Raw genomic sequence first — 16,532 nt, 5'->3', positions numbered from 1 at the left:
ACGTTCCCCAACACGTGCCACGAGGAACGGATGCACCTCCTGCACATCACCCCTTGGCACGAATACTCCACAGATCGTCTCCAGGTCACGGCTCACCCTCGTGCCCGCGGCACACTGGCCACATGCGCGAGATCTTTGAGACCTGTGAGGCCCTGCACGATGGTCTGATCCCGGCCGAGGCACTGCGCGCCTCGGGCATGAACTCCCATGCCGTGGATTCACTTCTCAAACGCGGCGAGCTCGTGCGGGTGCGACGGGGGTGGTATGTCCTCGGCCCGCGCTGGGAGGAGATCGGTGCAGATGGTCGATACCGCCTCCTCGTTCGGGCGACAGCGGCCCAGGCCAAACGTGACTTGATGTATTCGCACCATTCCGCCGCCGCACTGCACGGACTGCCTCTTATTGGCCAGTGGCCCCAGGGCGTGCATGCCATCGATCCCGACACCGCCGGTGGCAGCAGCTCGAGGCTCCTCACGACTCACCGAGGGCCGGTCGACCCATCCCCCGTGATCATCGACGGCGTCCGAGTAACGAGCCTGTCGCGCACTCTGATCGATGTGGCCGCGACGTCGAGCTTTCTAGTCGGAGTCACGATGATCGACCACGTTCTACATTGTGAAGCAGCCCGGATGGCCGCCGCCCAACGGTCCGGGAGCGTAGGCGCACCACCGATCACTCATGCGACCCTGCTGACCGAGCTGGATGGGGTGCAGCCGAGAAATGGGCACCGGGCGGCCGAGAGGGCCATCGCATTTGCCGATGGGCTCTCAGCTAACCCCGGCGAGTCGCTCGGGCGCGTGCGGTTCGAGGAATTGGGCTTCGAGATTCCCGAATTGCAAGTGCGTTTCGACGTGGGCGGGCGCACCTACTACGTGGACTACTTCTGGCGAGGGGTGCGCAAGATCGGCGAGTTCGATGGCCACATCAAGTACACCCGTGCGGCGGTTATGGCCGGTCGCGACATCGTACAGGTTGTCGTCGACGAAAAGGACCGGGAGAGCGTTCTACGGCCGGAGGTCAACAGCTTCGACCGGTGGGGATGGAAGCTCGCGCTCTCGCCGCAGGCGTTTTATCGCTTCCTGATGGACAAGGGTGTGCCGCGAGCGCCCACAAGACGCGACAGGTGACGACGGCACGCGCCTGACTCACGAGAGGGCTCGTGGCACTCATGAGGGAAGCCCGCACGTGTTCAAACCAGTGCCAACTTCTCAAACACGTGCCACGAGAAGCGGATGCCGCGCAGCCGGCCCCGTTAGGGCGACTCGCGGCATCCGCTGCCCGCGGGCGGCACAGGCACAGGCACACGCGCAGGCACCAGCGCTACTCGCGCAGGGTGGCCCCGAACTGGTCAGCGGCCAGGGCCACGCCGGCCAGACGGGCGGCGCTCGCCTCGGCGGCGGTCAGCGTGCGCTCCTCGCCGCGAAAACGAAGCGCGAAGGTGAGCGACTTGTGGCCGGGTTCGACACCGGCACCACGGTAGTCGTCGACCAGCTCGATGCTCTCGAGCAGCCCACCGGCCCCCTCGGCGACGGCCGTGCGCAGGGCCGCAGCCGGCACTGAGGCCGCGACGACGAGCGAGAGGTCCTGCGTGGCGGCAGGCATCGTGCGAATCGGAGTGACCGTGAGATCCCCGTCGGCCCGCGCGAAGACGAGCCCCAGGTTGACCTCGGCGACGGCGACGACTGCGGGCAGGTCGTAGTCGTCGGCGACTGTGGGAAGCAGCTCGCCGGCGAATCCGACCGATACCGCACGTGCCGAAGCGGTCGCGGCGGGAACGGTGACGAACAGCTCGGCCGTGCGGCCGGGGTGCATCGCCGGGTGCAGGCCCTGGCGCACCTCGATGCGAACCCCGGTAGCCAGAGCCACCTGCTGCACGGCGGCCAGCGCCGACTGCCAGCCGGCAGCAACAGCGGGCTGGTTCGGCTGGTGCCGCACGTCGTTGCCGACGAGAACGACGCCGACCAGCAGTGGCTGCGGAACGATTCCCGCGTAGAGGACCGCCTCCACCTCAGCGCTCGGGCGTTCTCCTCCAGTCGGAAGCACGGGCGTGCCATAGGTCACTCCGGGTTCGGGCCGAAAAACCAGTCCCTGCTCGTAGATGGCGAGATCCACGAGGCCGCGAGAGCGGTTGCGGTGTGCGATCTGCAGCAGGCCCGGCAGCATCGTGGTGCGCAGGAACGGCGCCTCCCCGTCGAGCGGGTTGGCGACCTTCATCTGCGGCACCGAAACGGGCGCCGCAACCGAACCCGCCAGAGCGGATGCCGCACCCGCGTCGGTAACGCCGGCGTCAGCATCCGCTTCGCCAGTTGGCACGGAAACAGACGCCGCACCGGCCGAAGCAGCGGCGGGCGCAACGGCCACGCCAAACAGGTTGTTCGCCGCTTCCGACACGAACGGATAGGTCAAAACCTCGGTGTGACCGGTGGCCGCGAGGGTCTGCGCGACCGTGCGCCGCAGTGTCTGCGTGCGGGTCAGGCCGCGGCCGGGCGGCGCGACGGGCAGCACGGAGGGAATGCGGTCGTAGCCGACGATGCGGGCGACTTCCTCGGCGAGCGTCCACTTGTCGGTGAGGTCGGGGCGCCAGCTCGGCGGGGTGACCTGCAGGTCACCATCGGCCTCGACCAGCGAGGTGCCGATCTGAACGAGGGCATCGCGTACTTCGTCACCGGTGTAGGCAAGGCCGATGAGGCCGGACACGAACCCGGTCGGCAGCAGAATCGGCTCGGGGGCCGGTGCCACGTCGTAGACCGAGCCGAGGTCGTCGGCGACTCCCCCGGCGAGGTCCACGAGCAGCTGTACGACGCGGGCGGCGGCAACGGCGGCCACGCGGGGGTCGACGCCGCGTTCGAACCGTTTGCTCGCCTCGCTCGGCAGCTTGTGGCGGCGGGCCGAGCGCGCGATCGACACCGGGTCGAAGTTGGCGGCCTCGACGAGTACGTTGACGGTCTGCGGGGTGATTTCGGTGCTCGCCCCGCCCATCACGCCGGCCAAGCCAATCGGCCCGGATTCGTCGGTGATCAGCAGATCTTCGACGTTGAGCGTGCGGCTGACTGCGTCGAGCGTTGTAAATTTCTCCCCGGCGGTCGCGCGACGCACGATGATGCCGCCGGCCAACTTGTCGAGGTCGTAGCCGTGCAACGGCTGGCCGAGCTCGAACATCACGTAGTTGGTCACGTCGACCACGAGGGAAATGGAACGGATACCGACCAGCCCCAGCCGGGCGATCATCCAGGCCGGAGTCGGCCGGGTCGGGTCGACGCCGCGCACAACGCGGGTCACGAAGACGGTAGAGCCGATCCGGTCCCGGATCGGAGCCTGATCGTCGATGGTGACCGGGAAGCGGGTGACCGGGGCCACGACGGTGAGGGCGAGGGCAGGGTCGCGAAACGGCACGCCGGTGGCGTGCGAGTATTCGCGGGCGACGCCGCGAATGGAGAAAGCGTAGCCGCGGTCGGGGGTGACGTTGATTTCGACGGCGCTGTCATCCAGGCCGAGCAGGGGAATAGCATCCGTTCCCACCGGGGCGTCGATGCCGAGGTTCTTCAGCAGCAGAATGCCGTCGTGCTCGTCGCCGAGGCCGAGTTCACGGGCCGACGCGATCATGCCGTCGGAGACGTGGCCGTAGGTCTTGCGGGCCGCGATCGGAAATGGGCCGGGCAGCGAGGCGCCGGGCAGGGTCACGACGACCTTGTCGCCGACGGCGAAGTTGTGGGCGCCACAGATGATGCCGTGCACGGCGGGGCCGCCGTCAGCGGCGAGTTCACCGTCGGGGGCAACCCGCACCTGGCACCAGTTGATGGTTTTGCCGTTGGTCTGCTCTTCGCCGACGAATTCGAGTACTTCGCCGACCACGATGGGGCCGGAGACCGCGATTCGGTGAATGTCTTCCTCTTCGAGGCCGACGCTCACGAGGGCAGCATGGACATCTTCCGGTGTGGTGCCGGGCGCGAGGTCGACGTATTCGCCGAGCCAGCTCAGTGGTACGCGCATTAGAGGTTCATTCCGAACTGCTGGCTGAACCGGATATCGCCCTCGACCATGTCGTGCATGTCCTTTACGTCATTTCTAAACATCACAGCTCGTTCTACACCCACGCCGAACGCAAACCCGGAGTACAACTCGGGGTCGATCCCGGCCGAACGCAGCACATTGGCGTGCACCATGCCGCAGCCGCCCCACTCGATCCAGCGTGCGCCGTCCTTGAAGGTAGGGTGCCAGACGTCGAGCTCCGCGCTCGGTTCGGTGAAGGGGAAATAGTTGGGGCGCAGCCGCACCTTGGCCTCCGGGCCGAACAAGGCCTGCACGAAGTGGTCGAGCGTGCCGCGCAGGTTGGCCATGGTGAGGCCCTTGTCGATGGCGATGCCCTCGATCTGGTGGAACACCGGCGTGTGGGTGGCGTCGAGCTCGTCGGTGCGAAACACGCGTCCGGGCGCCACCACGTAGACCGGCAGTTCGCGGCTGAGCAACGCGCGCAGTTGCACCGGCGAGGTCTGCGTGCGCAAAACGAGGTGGGCATCCGTCGGTTCGACGAAGAAAGTGTCCTGCATGGCGCGGGCCGGGTGGTCCTCGTCGAAGTTGAGGCCGTCGAAGTTGAACCATTCGCTCTCGAGCTCCGGCCCTTCGGCGACTTCCCAGCCCATGGCCACGAACACGTCGGCGGCGCGTTCCATGAGGAGCGACGTGGGATGCCGCGCCCCGGCTTTCCAAGCGGATGCTGCAGCGGTCACGTCCACCGTTTCAGCCAGGAGCCGGGCGGCTGCTTCCGCCGTGCCAATCTCGTCTTCGCGAGCGGTCAGCGCCTTGGTCACGGCGCCGCGGGCCTGGCCGACGAGCTTGCCGGCAGCGGCTTTCTGGTTGCCGGGCACGCTGCGCATGAGGGCATTGAGCTTCGACAGCGGAGAGGACTCCCCCGCGTGCTCGCTGCGTACGAGCTTGAGCGCGGCGGTCGTAACGGCTTCGGCGATGGCGGCCAGTGCGGCGTCAACCGCGGCGTTCACTGCCTCTTCGGTAATGGCGGGTGGGTCGATGGGACCAGTGGAATCAGACACAGTCCCTGAGTTTACCTGCCTCAGGCGCCCTGGCTTCTGCTCTGGGCGCCCAGCGCGCGCGGGTCGACCTGCACTGGGTCAATCGGAGGTACCGAGTCGTCCTTGGTGACGCTGCCGGCCTGCGGGCCGGTGCGCTTGGCAATTCGGCGTGCCAGCCAGGACAGTGAGAGGTTCATGGCCAGATAGATGGCGAGCACGATGAAGAAAAACGAGAATTTGTACTGTTCGCCGAAGAAGTTGGCGAGCTGGTTCAGCCCGGCCCGGAGCAGTTCGTTGTAGCCCACGATGAAGGACAGCGACGTGTCCTTGAGTAGAACGACTAGCTGGGCGATGATGATCGGCAGCATCTGGCGAAAGGCCTGCGGGAACTCAATGCGGAACCGGGTGGCCACCGGGGTCAGGCCGATGGCGAGTCCAGCCTCGCGCTGCCCGCGCGGCAGGGCGTTGACGCCGGCGCGGAGCGCCTCACCGATGATGGCACCGTTATAGACAGACAGAGCAGCCACACCCGCCCAGAACGACCCGGTGGAGAACACCAGGAGGATGAACAGCATCATGAGCAGTACGGGCATGCCGCGGAAGAATTCGAGCAGCACCGTGGTGGGCACCCGGATCCAAGCGGATGCCGACAATCGCCCGAAGGAGAACAGCACTCCGATCACGAGCGCGAAGACGGCGGCGACCGCGGCCATGCGCAGGGTCGCAAGGGCACCGAGCCCGAGAGTACGCCAGACCAGCAGGTCATTGAAGACGTCCCAGCGGCTGATATCCCAGAGGCCGGGCTGCACCGCACCGTTGGCGCTGGTCTTGGGCAGGCCGAGCACCACAATCAGGGCGAGCAAGCCACCGGCCAGGATGATCGTGCCGACAACGGAAATGAGACGCGATCGCGCGCGGGACTTCGGTCCGGGGGCGTCGTACAGTACAGAACTCATCGGAGCACCGCCACCTTCTTCTCGATCCTGCCGGCGATCAGGCCAAGAGGAATGGTGATGACCAGGTAAAACGCTGCGACCGCGAGCAAAATCGGGATGACGGCATCACCACGGTCATTGGTCACCTTGCGAGCCGCGCCGAACAGTTCGAAGACGAAGAACGCACCGGCGACCGACGTGTTCTTGGTGAGAGCGATGAGCACATTGATCAGTGGCGGCACCACCATGCGGATGGCCTGGGGCATCACCACGAACGTGAGGGTCTGTCCGAAGGTGAGGCCCACGCTGCGTGCTGCTTCGGCTTGCCCCACGTGCACGCCATTGACGCCGGACCGAAGCGCCTCGGCCACGAAGGGAGATGTGTACACCGTGAGCCCGATGGCTGCGAGCTGAAAGTATCCAGGGCTGAATTCCAGAAGGGGCAGGAGGTAGGCGCAAAAGAACAGTACGAGCGTCAGCGGAGTATTGCGAACCAGTTCCGTGTAGGCGGTTGCGAACACGCGGAAGGACGAGATCGGCGAGATGCGCATCGCTGCGACAACAAGCCCGATAACGGATGCGCCGACTCCGGCGATGAGAAGCAGGCCCAGTGTGTTCCGGAAGCCTTCCAGGAACAGCGGCAGGTTGTCGATGACTGCGTCCACAACTCACCTCCTCGTCTTTGTCTGTCTGTGGTCGGGCTAGAACATGCTGGTGGCCACCGCGGCGACCCGTCCTTGAACGGGTCGCCACGGCTCAATACTGATTAGCGACGTGCTGGATATTAATGTGCCAGGTTTGACCTAGTAGCGGTCGACGGCCGGCGGGGTGGGGGTGTCGAGCACGGTGCCGGCGGTGGATTCCCAAGCCGAGACCCAGCTTCCGTCCGCATACGCTTCTTCGAGCACGTCGTTGATGAAGTTGCGGAACTCGGTGTCATCGTGCGCGAGGCCGATGCCGTAGGGCTCTTCGGTGAATGCGTTGTTGACGACCTCGAACTGTCCGGCATTCTGGTCGGCCAGGCCGGCCAGAATCACGTTGTCGGTGGTCACTGCGGCGACCTCACCGCTGCGCAGCGGGCCGAGGCAGTTGGAGTAGGTATCCGAGGCGATGATATCGGTCGTGAACTCGGCGATGTTCTTCTCCGAGGTGGAACCGCTCACGGTACACACCTTCTTGCCGGCGAGGTCTTCGGGGCCGGTGATCTTGTCGGGGTTGCCCGCGAGCACGAGCAGGTCCTGTCCGGCCGAATAGTACGGTCCGGCGAAGGACACGACCTCCTTGCGGGTGTCGTTGATCGTGTAGGTCGCGATCACGAGGTCGACCTGGCCGTTCTCAATGAACGGCTCGCGGTTGGCCGAAACGGCCTCACTCCAGTTGATGCCCGAGGCTGGGATGCCGAGCTTGGCCGCGATGAGCTTACCCATCTCAACGTCGAAGCCGACGGGGTCGCCGCTGGGGCCGAGCAGGCCGAACAGCGGCTGGTCGAACTTTGTTCCGATGTTGATGGAACCGGCGTCGGCCAGGCGGGCCATGGTGCTTCCCTCGGGGAAGGACACCGCGGTCTCCACGGGGGCGGCGGCATCGGTGGGGGCTCCCGAGTCCGCGCAGCCACTGAGCACGAGCGCACTTGCGATCGCAACGGCCGAAATCACTAGACCTTTTTTGAGTCTCATGGTTTTTCTCCTGATTGCTGGTACTGCTGCTGTGTAAACCCTGTCCACCGATTAGTGGGCAAGTATTTTGGAGAGGAAGTCTTTCGCTCTCATGCTTTGGGGGTTGGTGAAGAATTCCTCGGGAGTGGTCTCCTCCACGATCTCGCCCTCCGCCATGAAGATGACGCGGTCTGCGGCCTTGCGGGCGAAACCCATCTCGTGAGTGACGACGATCATGGTCATACCGTCGTTGGCGAGGTCGACCATGACCTCGAGCACCTCATTGATCATCTCCGGGTCGAGGGCGCTGGTCGGCTCGTCGAGAAGGATGACCTTTGGATCCATGGCGAGGGCACGCGCGATGGCGACGCGCTGTTGCTGGCCGCCGGACAACTGTGCCGGCATCTTCTGGGCCTGATTGGCTACTCCCACGCGGTCGAGCAGGGCCATCGCCTTTTTCTCGGCGTCAGCTTTCTTCAGGCCGCGCACCTTGATCGGTCCGAGCGTGACGTTCTCGAGCACGGTCTTGTGCGCGAACAGGTTGAACGCCTGAAAGACCATTCCGACATCGGCCCGCAGGTGGGCCAGGGCTTTGCCTTCCTCGGGCAGTTTGACGCCGTCGATGGTAATCACCCCGTCATCGATGGTCTCGAGACGGTTGATGGCCCGACAAAGAGTCGACTTGCCCGACCCACTCGGTCCGATGACTACGACCACCTCGCCGCGGTTGACCACGGCGTGGATGTTCTTGAGAACGTGCAGTTCCCCGTAGTGCTTGTTGATGTCTTTGACGACGACTAGCGGTTCCCCCCGGCGAACGGTGATGTTCGACGTAGCCGGGGACGAATCTGATGGCTCCATACCCCCTAACTTAGGTCAGAACGCGGGTCTAGGCATGCCAAACGCCCGGACAGTAACGCATTTGTAACAGTCCGGGCATCCGTCGTTTGTGCTATGCAGCAGGCGAGCCTGCGGTCATCGGCCGTGCCCGTCTCAGCCCTTCGGTCGGTTCGGCAGTCGCAGAAAGAGCGCGACCGCGAGAGCCGTGACGAGGCACAACGCCGTGTTGATGACAATGGCGTCGGACACCCCGCTGAGCACGGTTTCGGACGTCTCGACACCGAGTTGGTTCACCCGGGCTGCAACGATCGCACTCATGATCGGAATACCCAGGGTGATGCCCACTTGCTGGCTCATGGTGGCCAGGCCGGTGGCCAGGCCCTGCTCTCGATCGGGCAGTCCCGAGGTCGCGGTGACCATGAACCCGACGATGACGACCAGGTTGGCCACGCCACCCACAAAGGTAGCGATGAGCAGCAGCACAATGGAACTTCCGTTCGTACTGAGCAACAGCAGGGATCCAGTAGCTGCTGCCTGCACGACAAAGCCCCAGACGATCGACGTCTTCGTGCCCCAGCGACCGATGATGCGGGGGCCAACGATTCCGCCGAGCACGGTCCCGATCCCGAGCACAGCGAACGAGAGTCCAGCCATCAGGGGCGAGTAGCCCAGCGTCTTCTGCAGGTACAACGTGAGTAGAAACACCAGCGACGTCTCGGTGACGAAGGCGAGCATGCCGGCAATGTTGCCCCAGGCGATGGTGCTGCGGCAAAGAACGGCAAACGGTACGAGCGGATGCTCCGCCTTGCGTTCCACCGCCCAGAAGAGCACCAGAAGCAGCACGCCCGCTCCGAGCGACCCCACGGTGACCGGGTCCGTCCAGGATGTCTGCGCCGCTGAGGACAGTCCGTAGACAATGGCCAGGAGCCCCGCCGTCACGGTGATCGCCCCGGGCAGGTCCATTTTCGAACGGTTAGCCGGTCGCGATTCGGCCACAACCATCGGCGCCAGCACAACGACGGCGAACGCGATGGGAACGTTGATGAAGAACGCCCACCGCCAGGAGAGCAGGTCGGTCAGCACACCGCCAAGAATCGCGCCGGTGGTGAAGCCTGCGGCCATCAGGGCTCCGTTGAGCCCGAGGGCCTTCTCCCGCAACTTTCCCTCGGGAAAAGTTGTCGTCAACAGGGACAGTGCCGCCGGAACCACGGCGGCCGTTGCCAACCCCTGCAGAACGCGCGCGATGAGCAGCAGGGCAGGAGACGTTGCCAATCCCCCGATGAGCGACCCGACGCCGAGCACCGCCATGCCCAGAACGAAGAGACGCCGGCGACCGACGAGGTCCCCGACGCGGCCGAAGAGCAGCGTGAACCCGGCCGCGCAGAGGGCGAATGATGTAGCCACCCACTGCAGGGTGTCCAGGCCGAAGCCGATCTCATCGCCGATCGCCGGCAATGCCACGTTGAGAATAGAGAAGTCGACAGCGAGGGTGAAACTCGCAGTCAGGAGCAGCACGAGGATCAGCCTTTGCTTGCCGGTCATGCTCGTGGATGACGTCGCCGCGCCCGCCACAGTGGGTGGCGGTGTTGCGTTCGTCGTCTCGCGGACGCCGTTCGTTTGTGTCATGGGGTGCACCTTCCGGTTGCCAGTGGCGGTTGTCTTTTTCCTGCCTCCAGCCTGTGCACTCCGGCCGGGAACAACCACACCGCGTCGTGCGTATCCCCGGCAAGGGTAGGTAATCCTCGCTCGGGTAGGACAGACTGAAAATATGACTGGCCCCACAGAACTTGGTGAATTTCTCCGGATCCGACGTTCGGGGTTGCAGCCGGAGGACGTCGGGCTTCAGAATTACGGCGTCCGGCGCGTTCCCGGGCTGCGCCGGGAGGAACTGGCGATGCTCGCCGGAGTGAGCATTACCTACTACACGCGTCTCGAGCAGGGCCTGAGCAGCAATGCCTCGGAATCGGTGCTTGAAGCCATCACCAGGGCACTCCAGCTGAATGAGGCCGAGCGCTCGCATCTGATGGATCTCGCCAAGCCGACGAGAACAAAACGTCGCAGTGGCGCGAAACCAGACAAGGCCAGGCCCGGAACCCTTCGCCTGATCGAATCGATGTCGAGCATGCCGGCCGTTGTGTTGGGCCGCCGCAGTGAGGTTCTGGCGTGGAATTCGCTCGGCCATAAACTCGTCGGGTCGCACCTGGACTTCGAGAGTCCGCACTGCCCCGCCGACCGGCCCAATATGACGCGGATGCTGTTTCTCGATGCCCACACGCGCGAGTTATATGCAAGCTGGTGCGAGGAAGCGACACGAGCGGTCTCGTCACTGCGCCTGTTGGCTGGACGTTTCGACGACGACCTGGACTTGATTTCGCTGGTCGGCGAGCTGACCGTAAAAAGTCCGGAATTTGCGAAACTGTGGGCGAAGCATCCGGTTGAGAATTGCATGTCGGGTCTGAAGTACTTCCAACATCCTTCCGTCGGTTCGATGGAATTGGACTTCGAGGTGCTCACCTCACCCGATGAATCGGGCCACCGAATATTGATGTACACCGCCGAGCCGGATTCTCCAAGCGCGGCGGCGTTGCAGCTTTTGCAGTCCACGGCGGCCTGACTCTCGGCCGCAGAGGTGGTTTCCGTCCAGGTCGGAAACCACCCTGAGGCCGGTGCAGACCTACTCGGTCAGAACCGGTACCGGCGCCGCGACCGGCACCCGACGAGGTCTGGCCCAGCGGTCCATCGCCGGCTTTTCGACCAGGGCATACAGCCCCCATCCTCCGAGCAGGGTCGCGCCGAAGAAACCAACCACCACGAGCAGCGCGATCGGGGTGGAATAGGTCTCGTTCCCGAGCAGAATTCGCCCGAAGAAGATCACGACGCCCTGGCACAGATAGAAGCCGAACGAGGTATTGCCCAGCCACTGCATGACTCGGCTGGCCAGGAAGGCGTTCCCGCCCCTCAAGTCGGCGGCAGCACTGGTGCAGATCAGGGCTCCGATAGGAATGATCATGGCCAGCGTGAACGAGTACACAAAGGGCACAACTTGGGCGACGCCGTAGCCCACGAGGCAGAGCAGGAGAGCCTGGTACATCTTGAGGGGAATCCACCGCCCCGACAGCACGATCAGGGCCAGGATCGAGCCGAAAATGAACTCGAACAGACGCGGGGGCGGAAAGATATAGCCGAACCAGAACTGGGTGACCGAAATGGGTGTCAGGGCCGAGACCGGCGTCGCGGGAATGAGGTAGAGCGTGACGAGCTGCACCCCGGCCATGCACAGCACCATGACTCCCGCCCACGCCCAGAGGTGCCTGGGCGGAATTCGCCGCAGAAGGTTGATGATGAGCGGGAACAGCAGATAAAAGAGCAGCTCACTGCACAGGGTCCAGGACGGCGGGTTGACTGCCACATAGACCGATCCATCGGGCGAGTACGAGTTCAGCAGGAAGAGATTCGATATCGCCCCTAGCGGTGTCGTCAAGGCCGCGGCGAACAACACCATCGCCAGTACCCACATCACGATGTGGTTGGGAAAGATCTTGAGGAGTCGACGACGCCAGAAGCGCACGAACGGTTCCCCCGGTCTCGACGCCCACGCGAGCAGGAAGCCGCTAAGCACGAAGAAGAACGAAACTCCCGCGTAGCCCGCCTTGCTGAAGATGGACTCGAGGGTGTCCCCGAGCTCCTGGTCCTCGAACGGGTTCATGGCGTTGTTCGGCGGGATGGGCGAGTTCGACAGGGTGATGTGGAAGCAGAACACCAGGAGCGCTGCAAAAAAGCGCAGCCCGGTGAGCGACGGGAGCTTGCTCCGGACTGCATGGGGCACCGGCTGTAGGTTCGCGCTCATCGCCGGGCCGCCGCTCGGTCTTCAGCGGATGCTGCTGGCAGTTCGATTCCGAGCCGGTGGCCGAAGAAGCCGGTCGGATCCCACTCCAGTTTGGCTTGCTGGAGGCGGGGATAGTTGTCCTTGAAGTACAGCTGTTGCCAACCAACGCCGGAACGATTGTGCTCCGCCATGGCAACGTCCGTGTCGGGATAGTTGATGTAGCAGCCGTCCGTGTCATCACCGGGAACAGGGACTCCACCGGTGGCTGCGAACATGCCCTCGTAGGTGTCTCGCTCCCACCCGAGATAGTAAGCGTCTTCGGCCTGGTCGGACCAAAACGTCTGCAGGCAGAGCTTGAACGATGAGTTGCGCTGCGCGTTTGCCGTGGCGTGTTGTTCGACGGCATTCACCTGCCCACCGAAGGAGAACAGCACCATCATGGTGTTGGGGTTGGTGAAGCCGGGCTTCGTCATCTGCTGGTAGAGCACGCGGAGCTGCTCATTCGAAAACCGCTTATTCATGTAAGCCGACTTGTGCGCCCCCCGGCTGGTGGGATTCGTGATGGTGGGGTTGTCTGTTCCCACGAGTCGGGTGGCCTGCAACCAGGGGATCTCCTGGGGAGTGAAAAAGTCCGGAACGGCCGGAATCTCCCCGTTCGCCGTCGTGACCGGTTGTGGAGTGATTGCGACGCCAGCGAGGATGGCCGCCAGGTATTCCTCCAGTACAGCGCGCGCCTGGGGCGCGCCCGAGTCGATCTGGGTGAACATTCCCAGACTCCCGTGTGCCTTGTGGCTCACGTTGAACAGGCTGCTCAAATTCGCCTCTGGTGTTCCCGGCGCGCGATGCCTCTCGTGCCAGTCACCGAAATTCGTCAGCAAACGGCTGAATTTCTGCTCGTCCAGCTGGTCCCAGGGCAGGCTGATGGCGCTGACGAGAACCTTCGACGGTGCCGGGATGAGCTGCTTCTGGGGAGAAGCACCCCTGGCTCCCGGTGAACGAAACCAATATTTCGTGATGAGTCCGAAATTGCCGCCACCCCCGCCGGTATGGGCCCACCATAGGTCGCGTTTGTCCCCGACATCGTCTCGGGTCGCAACAACGGTTTTTACCGTGCGATCGGCGGCGACGGTCACCACCTCCACGGCATACAGGTGATCGACGGTGAGTCCGTGGGCGCGGGACAACAGTCCATACCCACCACCGGAGATGTGCCCACCAATTCCGACGCTGTAACAGATGCCCCCGGGGATGGTGACTCCCCAGTTCTTGTACAAGGTCTCGTAGACGTTCATGATGCGGGCGCCCGGCTCAACGGCGAAAGCCCGCATGCCTTTGTCGTAGTACACGGCGGTCATCGGCGAGAGGTCCAGGATGACCTGAATCTCCGGGTTGCAGACGAAGTCGGCAAAGCAATGCCCGCCGCTGCGGATCGACACCTTCTTCGTCTGGGCGACGGCATCTCGGAGTGCTGATTCCGCATCCGTCGTTGTGGTGATGAGTCTGACGTAGTCAGGGTTCGCCACAAATCGCTGGTTATTTCCGGTTATCAGATCGGCGTACCGCCCGTCCCCCTTAGGCACAGTGGACCCGTCGGGGGTGTTGGGGCCGGACGATGACGGAATCGAGCCGGTCAGCGTATCGGGCGTGGCCGCGGACAGCGAGCCAGGTGACAGCGCCAGGGCTGCTCCGGCAAGGGTGCCGGTTGAACCGGTGAGGAACAACCGACGGTTGAGCGGGGAAGCTATTGAGCGCTTCACAGGAATTCTCCTGCCGCGGGTGCTCGAACGGTCAAATTTTGGTGCAGGGTGATCTGCGCCTTCGGTGCGACAAAATAGTGCGCGACCGAGTATGAGATGGTGGCGAAGTCGTCCACGCCACTTCCGCTAAAATCGCCCGCCACGATTCGAGCGACCGATTCGCGCGATACCCGCCACTTCAGGAACAAACCCCGCGCTGCGTCGACCGCCTTGTAATACATCGCGCCCTGCCACGGATCAGGTCCGCGCAGCCCGACCAGAAATTCATCGTCACCGTCCCCATCGAAGTCGCGACACATGACCGTGTGGCCCGTTCCCTCCCCGTTCTCATTCGGGTCACCGTAGATATCGAGCACGTGCCGCCTCCACTCGCCCGGGACCCCGTTTTCGGTCGCCGTGCGGGCATACACCGCCACGGTATTTCCGTGGAATGGCTCGACAGCGGCGACGTACGCCAAAGCATTCGTTCCGAGACGTCCCCCGTCGACATCCCCGCTGCCCTTGAATGTGGTCTGCTCGAACTGTGATTCCTCGCCGTCACCGACGTGCTCCCAAGTCCACTCCCTCGCAACCGCGTCGTAGTAGAGCCAGGTCACACCCTCATCCGATGCCATCAGGATGGAATCAAGGTCGGACCCGGGAATCAGGCCTTCCTTTCGGGCAACGCCATGGATCATTCGAAAGTCCCGGTTGGAGACGACCTCCATCGGCCACTCCGCAGCAGACCTGACATCCGCTGGTTGGGTGAAGAGCACGATGGGGAGCACGGCATGCACGCCCTCCACGGCCACGATCGGAAAGCCGATTATCTGCATCACATCGTTGCGTGTGAAGTGACCCAGGCGCAGGCGGTGCATCCCCGTGGCGCGACCAACATAGTGGCGCATCCATTGCTCACTCGTTTCGGCTGCGTTTCCCGGGTTTTCCAACCAATCGATCTTGCCGCCCTCCGGGTCGGCGTGGTGGATCGTTCCGCCGGGGCCGTAGAGCTGGTAGCACACGGCAAGATCGGCCAGACCGTTACCGGTAATGTCGCCGTGGTCCATCCCCACGGGTTCCTTTACCTTGTCCACAACAAGGCGCTTCTGCCACCCAGGGTTCTGGTACCAATAGATCTCACCGAGCGAGAGGCCGTAGCCGACCAGGTCCGGTCGACCGGTTCCCGTGATATCAGCGGCCTCAAGCCAGTACCCGTCGCGAAGGAAGTCGGTGACCGTCTCGGAACCGAAACGCGGTTCGAGGATACGAGACCCGTACGCGGACATCGTCATGCTGCGACTCTCACCGGCTCGGCCCCGGGAACAAAGGGCATGACAGCCGGTCCCCGGCCGAAGAAGTGCGCCACCGCGGCGACGGTGCGTTGGGTGGCGCATCCGTCTCCGTACGGGTTGATGGCCTCGGCCATCTCACGATACGCATCTTCGTCGTCGAGAAGGTGCCGCACCTGTGCCACGATGTGCGGGCGGGACCGGCTGACGAGTCGGGAACTGCCCGTCAGGATCGATTCCTGTCGCTCGGTGATGTCGCGCAGCACGAGCGTCGGCTTGCCGAGGGCCGGGCCTTCTTCTTCAGCCCCCGAACTGTCCGACAAGATGATGTCGCTGCGAACGAGCAATCGGCAGAAGCTCAGATAAGGGAGCGGATCCACGATCGTGACGTTGTCGAGGCCGGAGAGGATGGGAAGCATGATCGAACGCACGAGGGGGTTCAAGTGCAGGGGCACGACAATCCGCACCCCAGGATCCTGGGCGATATCGAACAGTGCGCCCGCGATTTCCCGCATCGGCTGACCCAATGATTCCCGTCGGTGTGAGGTGGCGACGATCACGCGACGCGGATCGTCGTCCAGGTCCTCGAGCGCGGCGTCTCCATAGGAACCGAGGTTCTGCAGCCCCCATTCAAGGGCATCCACGATGGTGTTTCCGGTCACGACGATCCGATTCTCTGGGATTCCCTCGCGAATGAGGTTGGCGCTGTTCCCCATCGTCGGTGCGAGGTGCAGGGCGGCGATTTGACCCACGAGCTTTCGGTTCACCTCTTCCGGATACGGAGATAGGTTGTTACCGCTCCTGAGACCGGCTTCGACGTGGATGATCGGAATCTGTTGGTGCAATGCGGCCAGCGCCCCAGCCAGAGTGGATGCCGTATCGCCGTGAACCATGACCGCGTCCATGCCGGCCAGGTGATCGCCGTCGCTGATGCCTTCGAGGATGCGGTGGGTGACCTGGCTGAGGGTCTGCTTGTCGCGCATAACCCGGAGGTCGAGATCGGGGGTGATACCAAATTCGGCCAGCGTCGAATCCAACATCTCCCGATGCTGCCCGGTTGAAATAAGTATCGGCGTGAATCGGGCGTCTTCCTGCAACGCTTTAATGATGGGTGCGAATTTCACGGCTTCGGGCCGGGTTCCAAAAATTAATCCGATGGTCTTCATGGTGCTCCTCAAGAGGTCGAGCCAGGTTTCGCAAGGGTGCCCCGCACTATGGCGAGGA

At 63.8% G+C, this 16,532-nt stretch carries 13 protein-coding genes; 2 read left to right on the top strand and 11 right to left on the bottom strand.

Going from position 1 to position 16,532, the window contains the following annotated elements; genetic code table 11:
- Window positions 1-122 precede the first annotated feature (122 nt).
- Entirely contained in the window at window positions 123-1,127 is a 1,005-nt protein-coding gene (locus E3T35_RS16500) for a type IV toxin-antitoxin system AbiEi family antitoxin domain-containing protein (RefSeq protein ID WP_134343674.1), read from the top strand.
- Window positions 1,128-1,320: 193 nt separating this feature from the next.
- On the opposite strand, the gene pheT is transcribed toward E3T35_RS16500, so the two are convergent.
- From pheT to E3T35_RS16465, 7 genes are all read right to left on the bottom strand, one after another.
- Window positions 1,321-3,990 carry a phenylalanine--tRNA ligase subunit beta gene (gene pheT / locus E3T35_RS16495; RefSeq protein ID WP_134343673.1) on the bottom strand — a complete coding sequence of 890 codons (2,670 nt, stop codon included), beginning with the start codon at window positions 3,988-3,990 and terminating at the stop codon, window positions 1,321-1,323.
- Window positions 3,990-5,048 (bottom strand): phenylalanine--tRNA ligase subunit alpha, encoded by a 1,059-nt coding sequence (gene pheS / locus E3T35_RS16490; RefSeq protein WP_134343672.1) that lies wholly within the window; start codon window positions 5,046-5,048, stop codon window positions 3,990-3,992. The genes pheT and pheS overlap by 1 nt, the downstream gene beginning before the upstream one ends.
- Before the next feature lie 20 nt (window positions 5,049-5,068).
- Entirely contained in the window at window positions 5,069-5,983 is a 915-nt protein-coding gene (locus tag E3T35_RS16485; protein WP_134343671.1) for an amino acid ABC transporter permease, read from the bottom strand.
- Window positions 5,980-6,627 (bottom strand): amino acid ABC transporter permease, encoded by a 648-nt coding sequence (locus E3T35_RS16480; RefSeq protein ID WP_134343670.1) that lies wholly within the window; start codon window positions 6,625-6,627, stop codon window positions 5,980-5,982. The genes E3T35_RS16485 and E3T35_RS16480 overlap by 4 nt, the downstream gene beginning before the upstream one ends.
- A 138-nt stretch (window positions 6,628-6,765) precedes the next feature.
- The gene (locus tag E3T35_RS16475; protein ID WP_134343669.1) at window positions 6,766-7,638 is read right to left on the bottom strand and encodes a glutamate ABC transporter substrate-binding protein; all 873 of its coding nucleotides are present in this window, start codon (window positions 7,636-7,638) and stop codon (window positions 6,766-6,768) included.
- Window positions 7,639-7,689: 51 nt separating this feature from the next.
- Entirely contained in the window at window positions 7,690-8,478 is a 789-nt protein-coding gene (locus tag E3T35_RS16470) for an amino acid ABC transporter ATP-binding protein (RefSeq protein ID WP_134343668.1), read from the bottom strand.
- A 132-nt stretch (window positions 8,479-8,610) separates the two neighbouring features.
- Window positions 8,611-10,083 carry an MFS transporter gene (locus E3T35_RS16465; RefSeq protein ID WP_370449081.1) on the bottom strand — a complete coding sequence of 491 codons (1,473 nt, stop codon included), beginning with the start codon at window positions 10,081-10,083 and terminating at the stop codon, window positions 8,611-8,613.
- Between the two features lie 142 nt (window positions 10,084-10,225).
- Here E3T35_RS16465 and E3T35_RS16460 point away from each other — a divergent pair, with 142 nt between their 5' ends.
- Window positions 10,226-11,071, top strand: a complete 846-nt coding sequence (locus tag E3T35_RS16460; RefSeq protein ID WP_134343667.1) for a helix-turn-helix transcriptional regulator — start codon at window positions 10,226-10,228, stop codon at window positions 11,069-11,071.
- A 60-nt stretch (window positions 11,072-11,131) separates the two neighbouring features.
- On the opposite strand, the gene E3T35_RS16455 is transcribed toward E3T35_RS16460, so the two are convergent.
- Genes E3T35_RS16455 through wecB form a run of 4 tightly spaced genes read right to left on the bottom strand, consistent with a single transcriptional unit; the run spans window position 11,132 to window position 16,474 of the window.
- Window positions 11,132-12,283 (bottom strand): acyltransferase, encoded by a 1,152-nt coding sequence (locus E3T35_RS16455; protein WP_241987566.1) that lies wholly within the window; start codon window positions 12,281-12,283, stop codon window positions 11,132-11,134.
- A gap of 17 nt (window positions 12,284-12,300) precedes the next feature.
- The gene (locus tag E3T35_RS16450; protein ID WP_241988889.1) at window positions 12,301-14,040 is read right to left on the bottom strand and encodes an FAD-dependent oxidoreductase; all 1,740 of its coding nucleotides are present in this window, start codon (window positions 14,038-14,040) and stop codon (window positions 12,301-12,303) included.
- A complete protein-coding gene (locus tag E3T35_RS16445) occupies window positions 14,037-15,311 on the bottom strand; it encodes a VCBS repeat-containing protein (RefSeq protein ID WP_198417698.1) in 1,275 nt (424 codons plus the stop codon). Before E3T35_RS16445 ends, E3T35_RS16450 begins: the two co-directional genes overlap by 4 nt.
- Window positions 15,308-16,474: a non-hydrolyzing UDP-N-acetylglucosamine 2-epimerase gene (wecB, locus tag E3T35_RS16440; protein WP_092341061.1), complete on the bottom strand. Its 1,167-nt coding sequence runs from the start codon at window positions 16,472-16,474 to the stop codon at window positions 15,308-15,310. Before wecB ends, E3T35_RS16445 begins: the two co-directional genes overlap by 4 nt.
- Window positions 16,475-16,532: the final 58 nt, after the last annotated feature.

This window comes from Cryobacterium sp. TMT1-2-2, from assembly GCF_004403505.1.
GTDB lineage: Bacteria > Actinomycetota > Actinomycetes > Actinomycetales > Microbacteriaceae > Cryobacterium > Cryobacterium flavum.
This window is presented reverse-complemented; position numbering and strand designations above follow the sequence as displayed.

What these genes read in the sequence shown, in the direction of transcription:
- pheT (WP_134343673.1), bottom strand. Translation starts at nt 3,990, where the DNA reads ATGCGCGTACCACTGAGCTGGCTCGGCGAATACGTCGACCTCGCGCCC.
- E3T35_RS16500 (WP_134343674.1), top strand. Translation starts at nt 123, where the DNA reads ATGCGCGAGATCTTTGAGACCTGTGAGGCCCTGCACGATGGTCTGATC.
- wecB (WP_092341061.1), bottom strand. Translation starts at nt 16,474, where the DNA reads ATGAAGACCATCGGATTAATTTTTGGAACCCGGCCCGAAGCCGTGAAA.
- E3T35_RS16470 (WP_134343668.1), bottom strand. Translation starts at nt 8,478, where the DNA reads ATGGAGCCATCAGATTCGTCCCCGGCTACGTCGAACATCACCGTTCGC.
- E3T35_RS16460 (WP_134343667.1), top strand. Translation starts at nt 10,226, where the DNA reads ATGACTGGCCCCACAGAACTTGGTGAATTTCTCCGGATCCGACGTTCG.
- E3T35_RS16445 (WP_198417698.1), bottom strand. Translation starts at nt 15,311, where the DNA reads ATGACGATGTCCGCGTACGGGTCTCGTATCCTCGAACCGCGTTTCGGT.
- E3T35_RS16465 (WP_370449081.1), bottom strand. Translation starts at nt 10,083, where the DNA reads ATGACACAAACGAACGGCGTCCGCGAGACGACGAACGCAACACCGCCA.
- E3T35_RS16485 (WP_134343671.1), bottom strand. Translation starts at nt 5,983, where the DNA reads ATGAGTTCTGTACTGTACGACGCCCCCGGACCGAAGTCCCGCGCGCGA.
- E3T35_RS16475 (WP_134343669.1), bottom strand. Translation starts at nt 7,638, where the DNA reads ATGAGACTCAAAAAAGGTCTAGTGATTTCGGCCGTTGCGATCGCAAGT.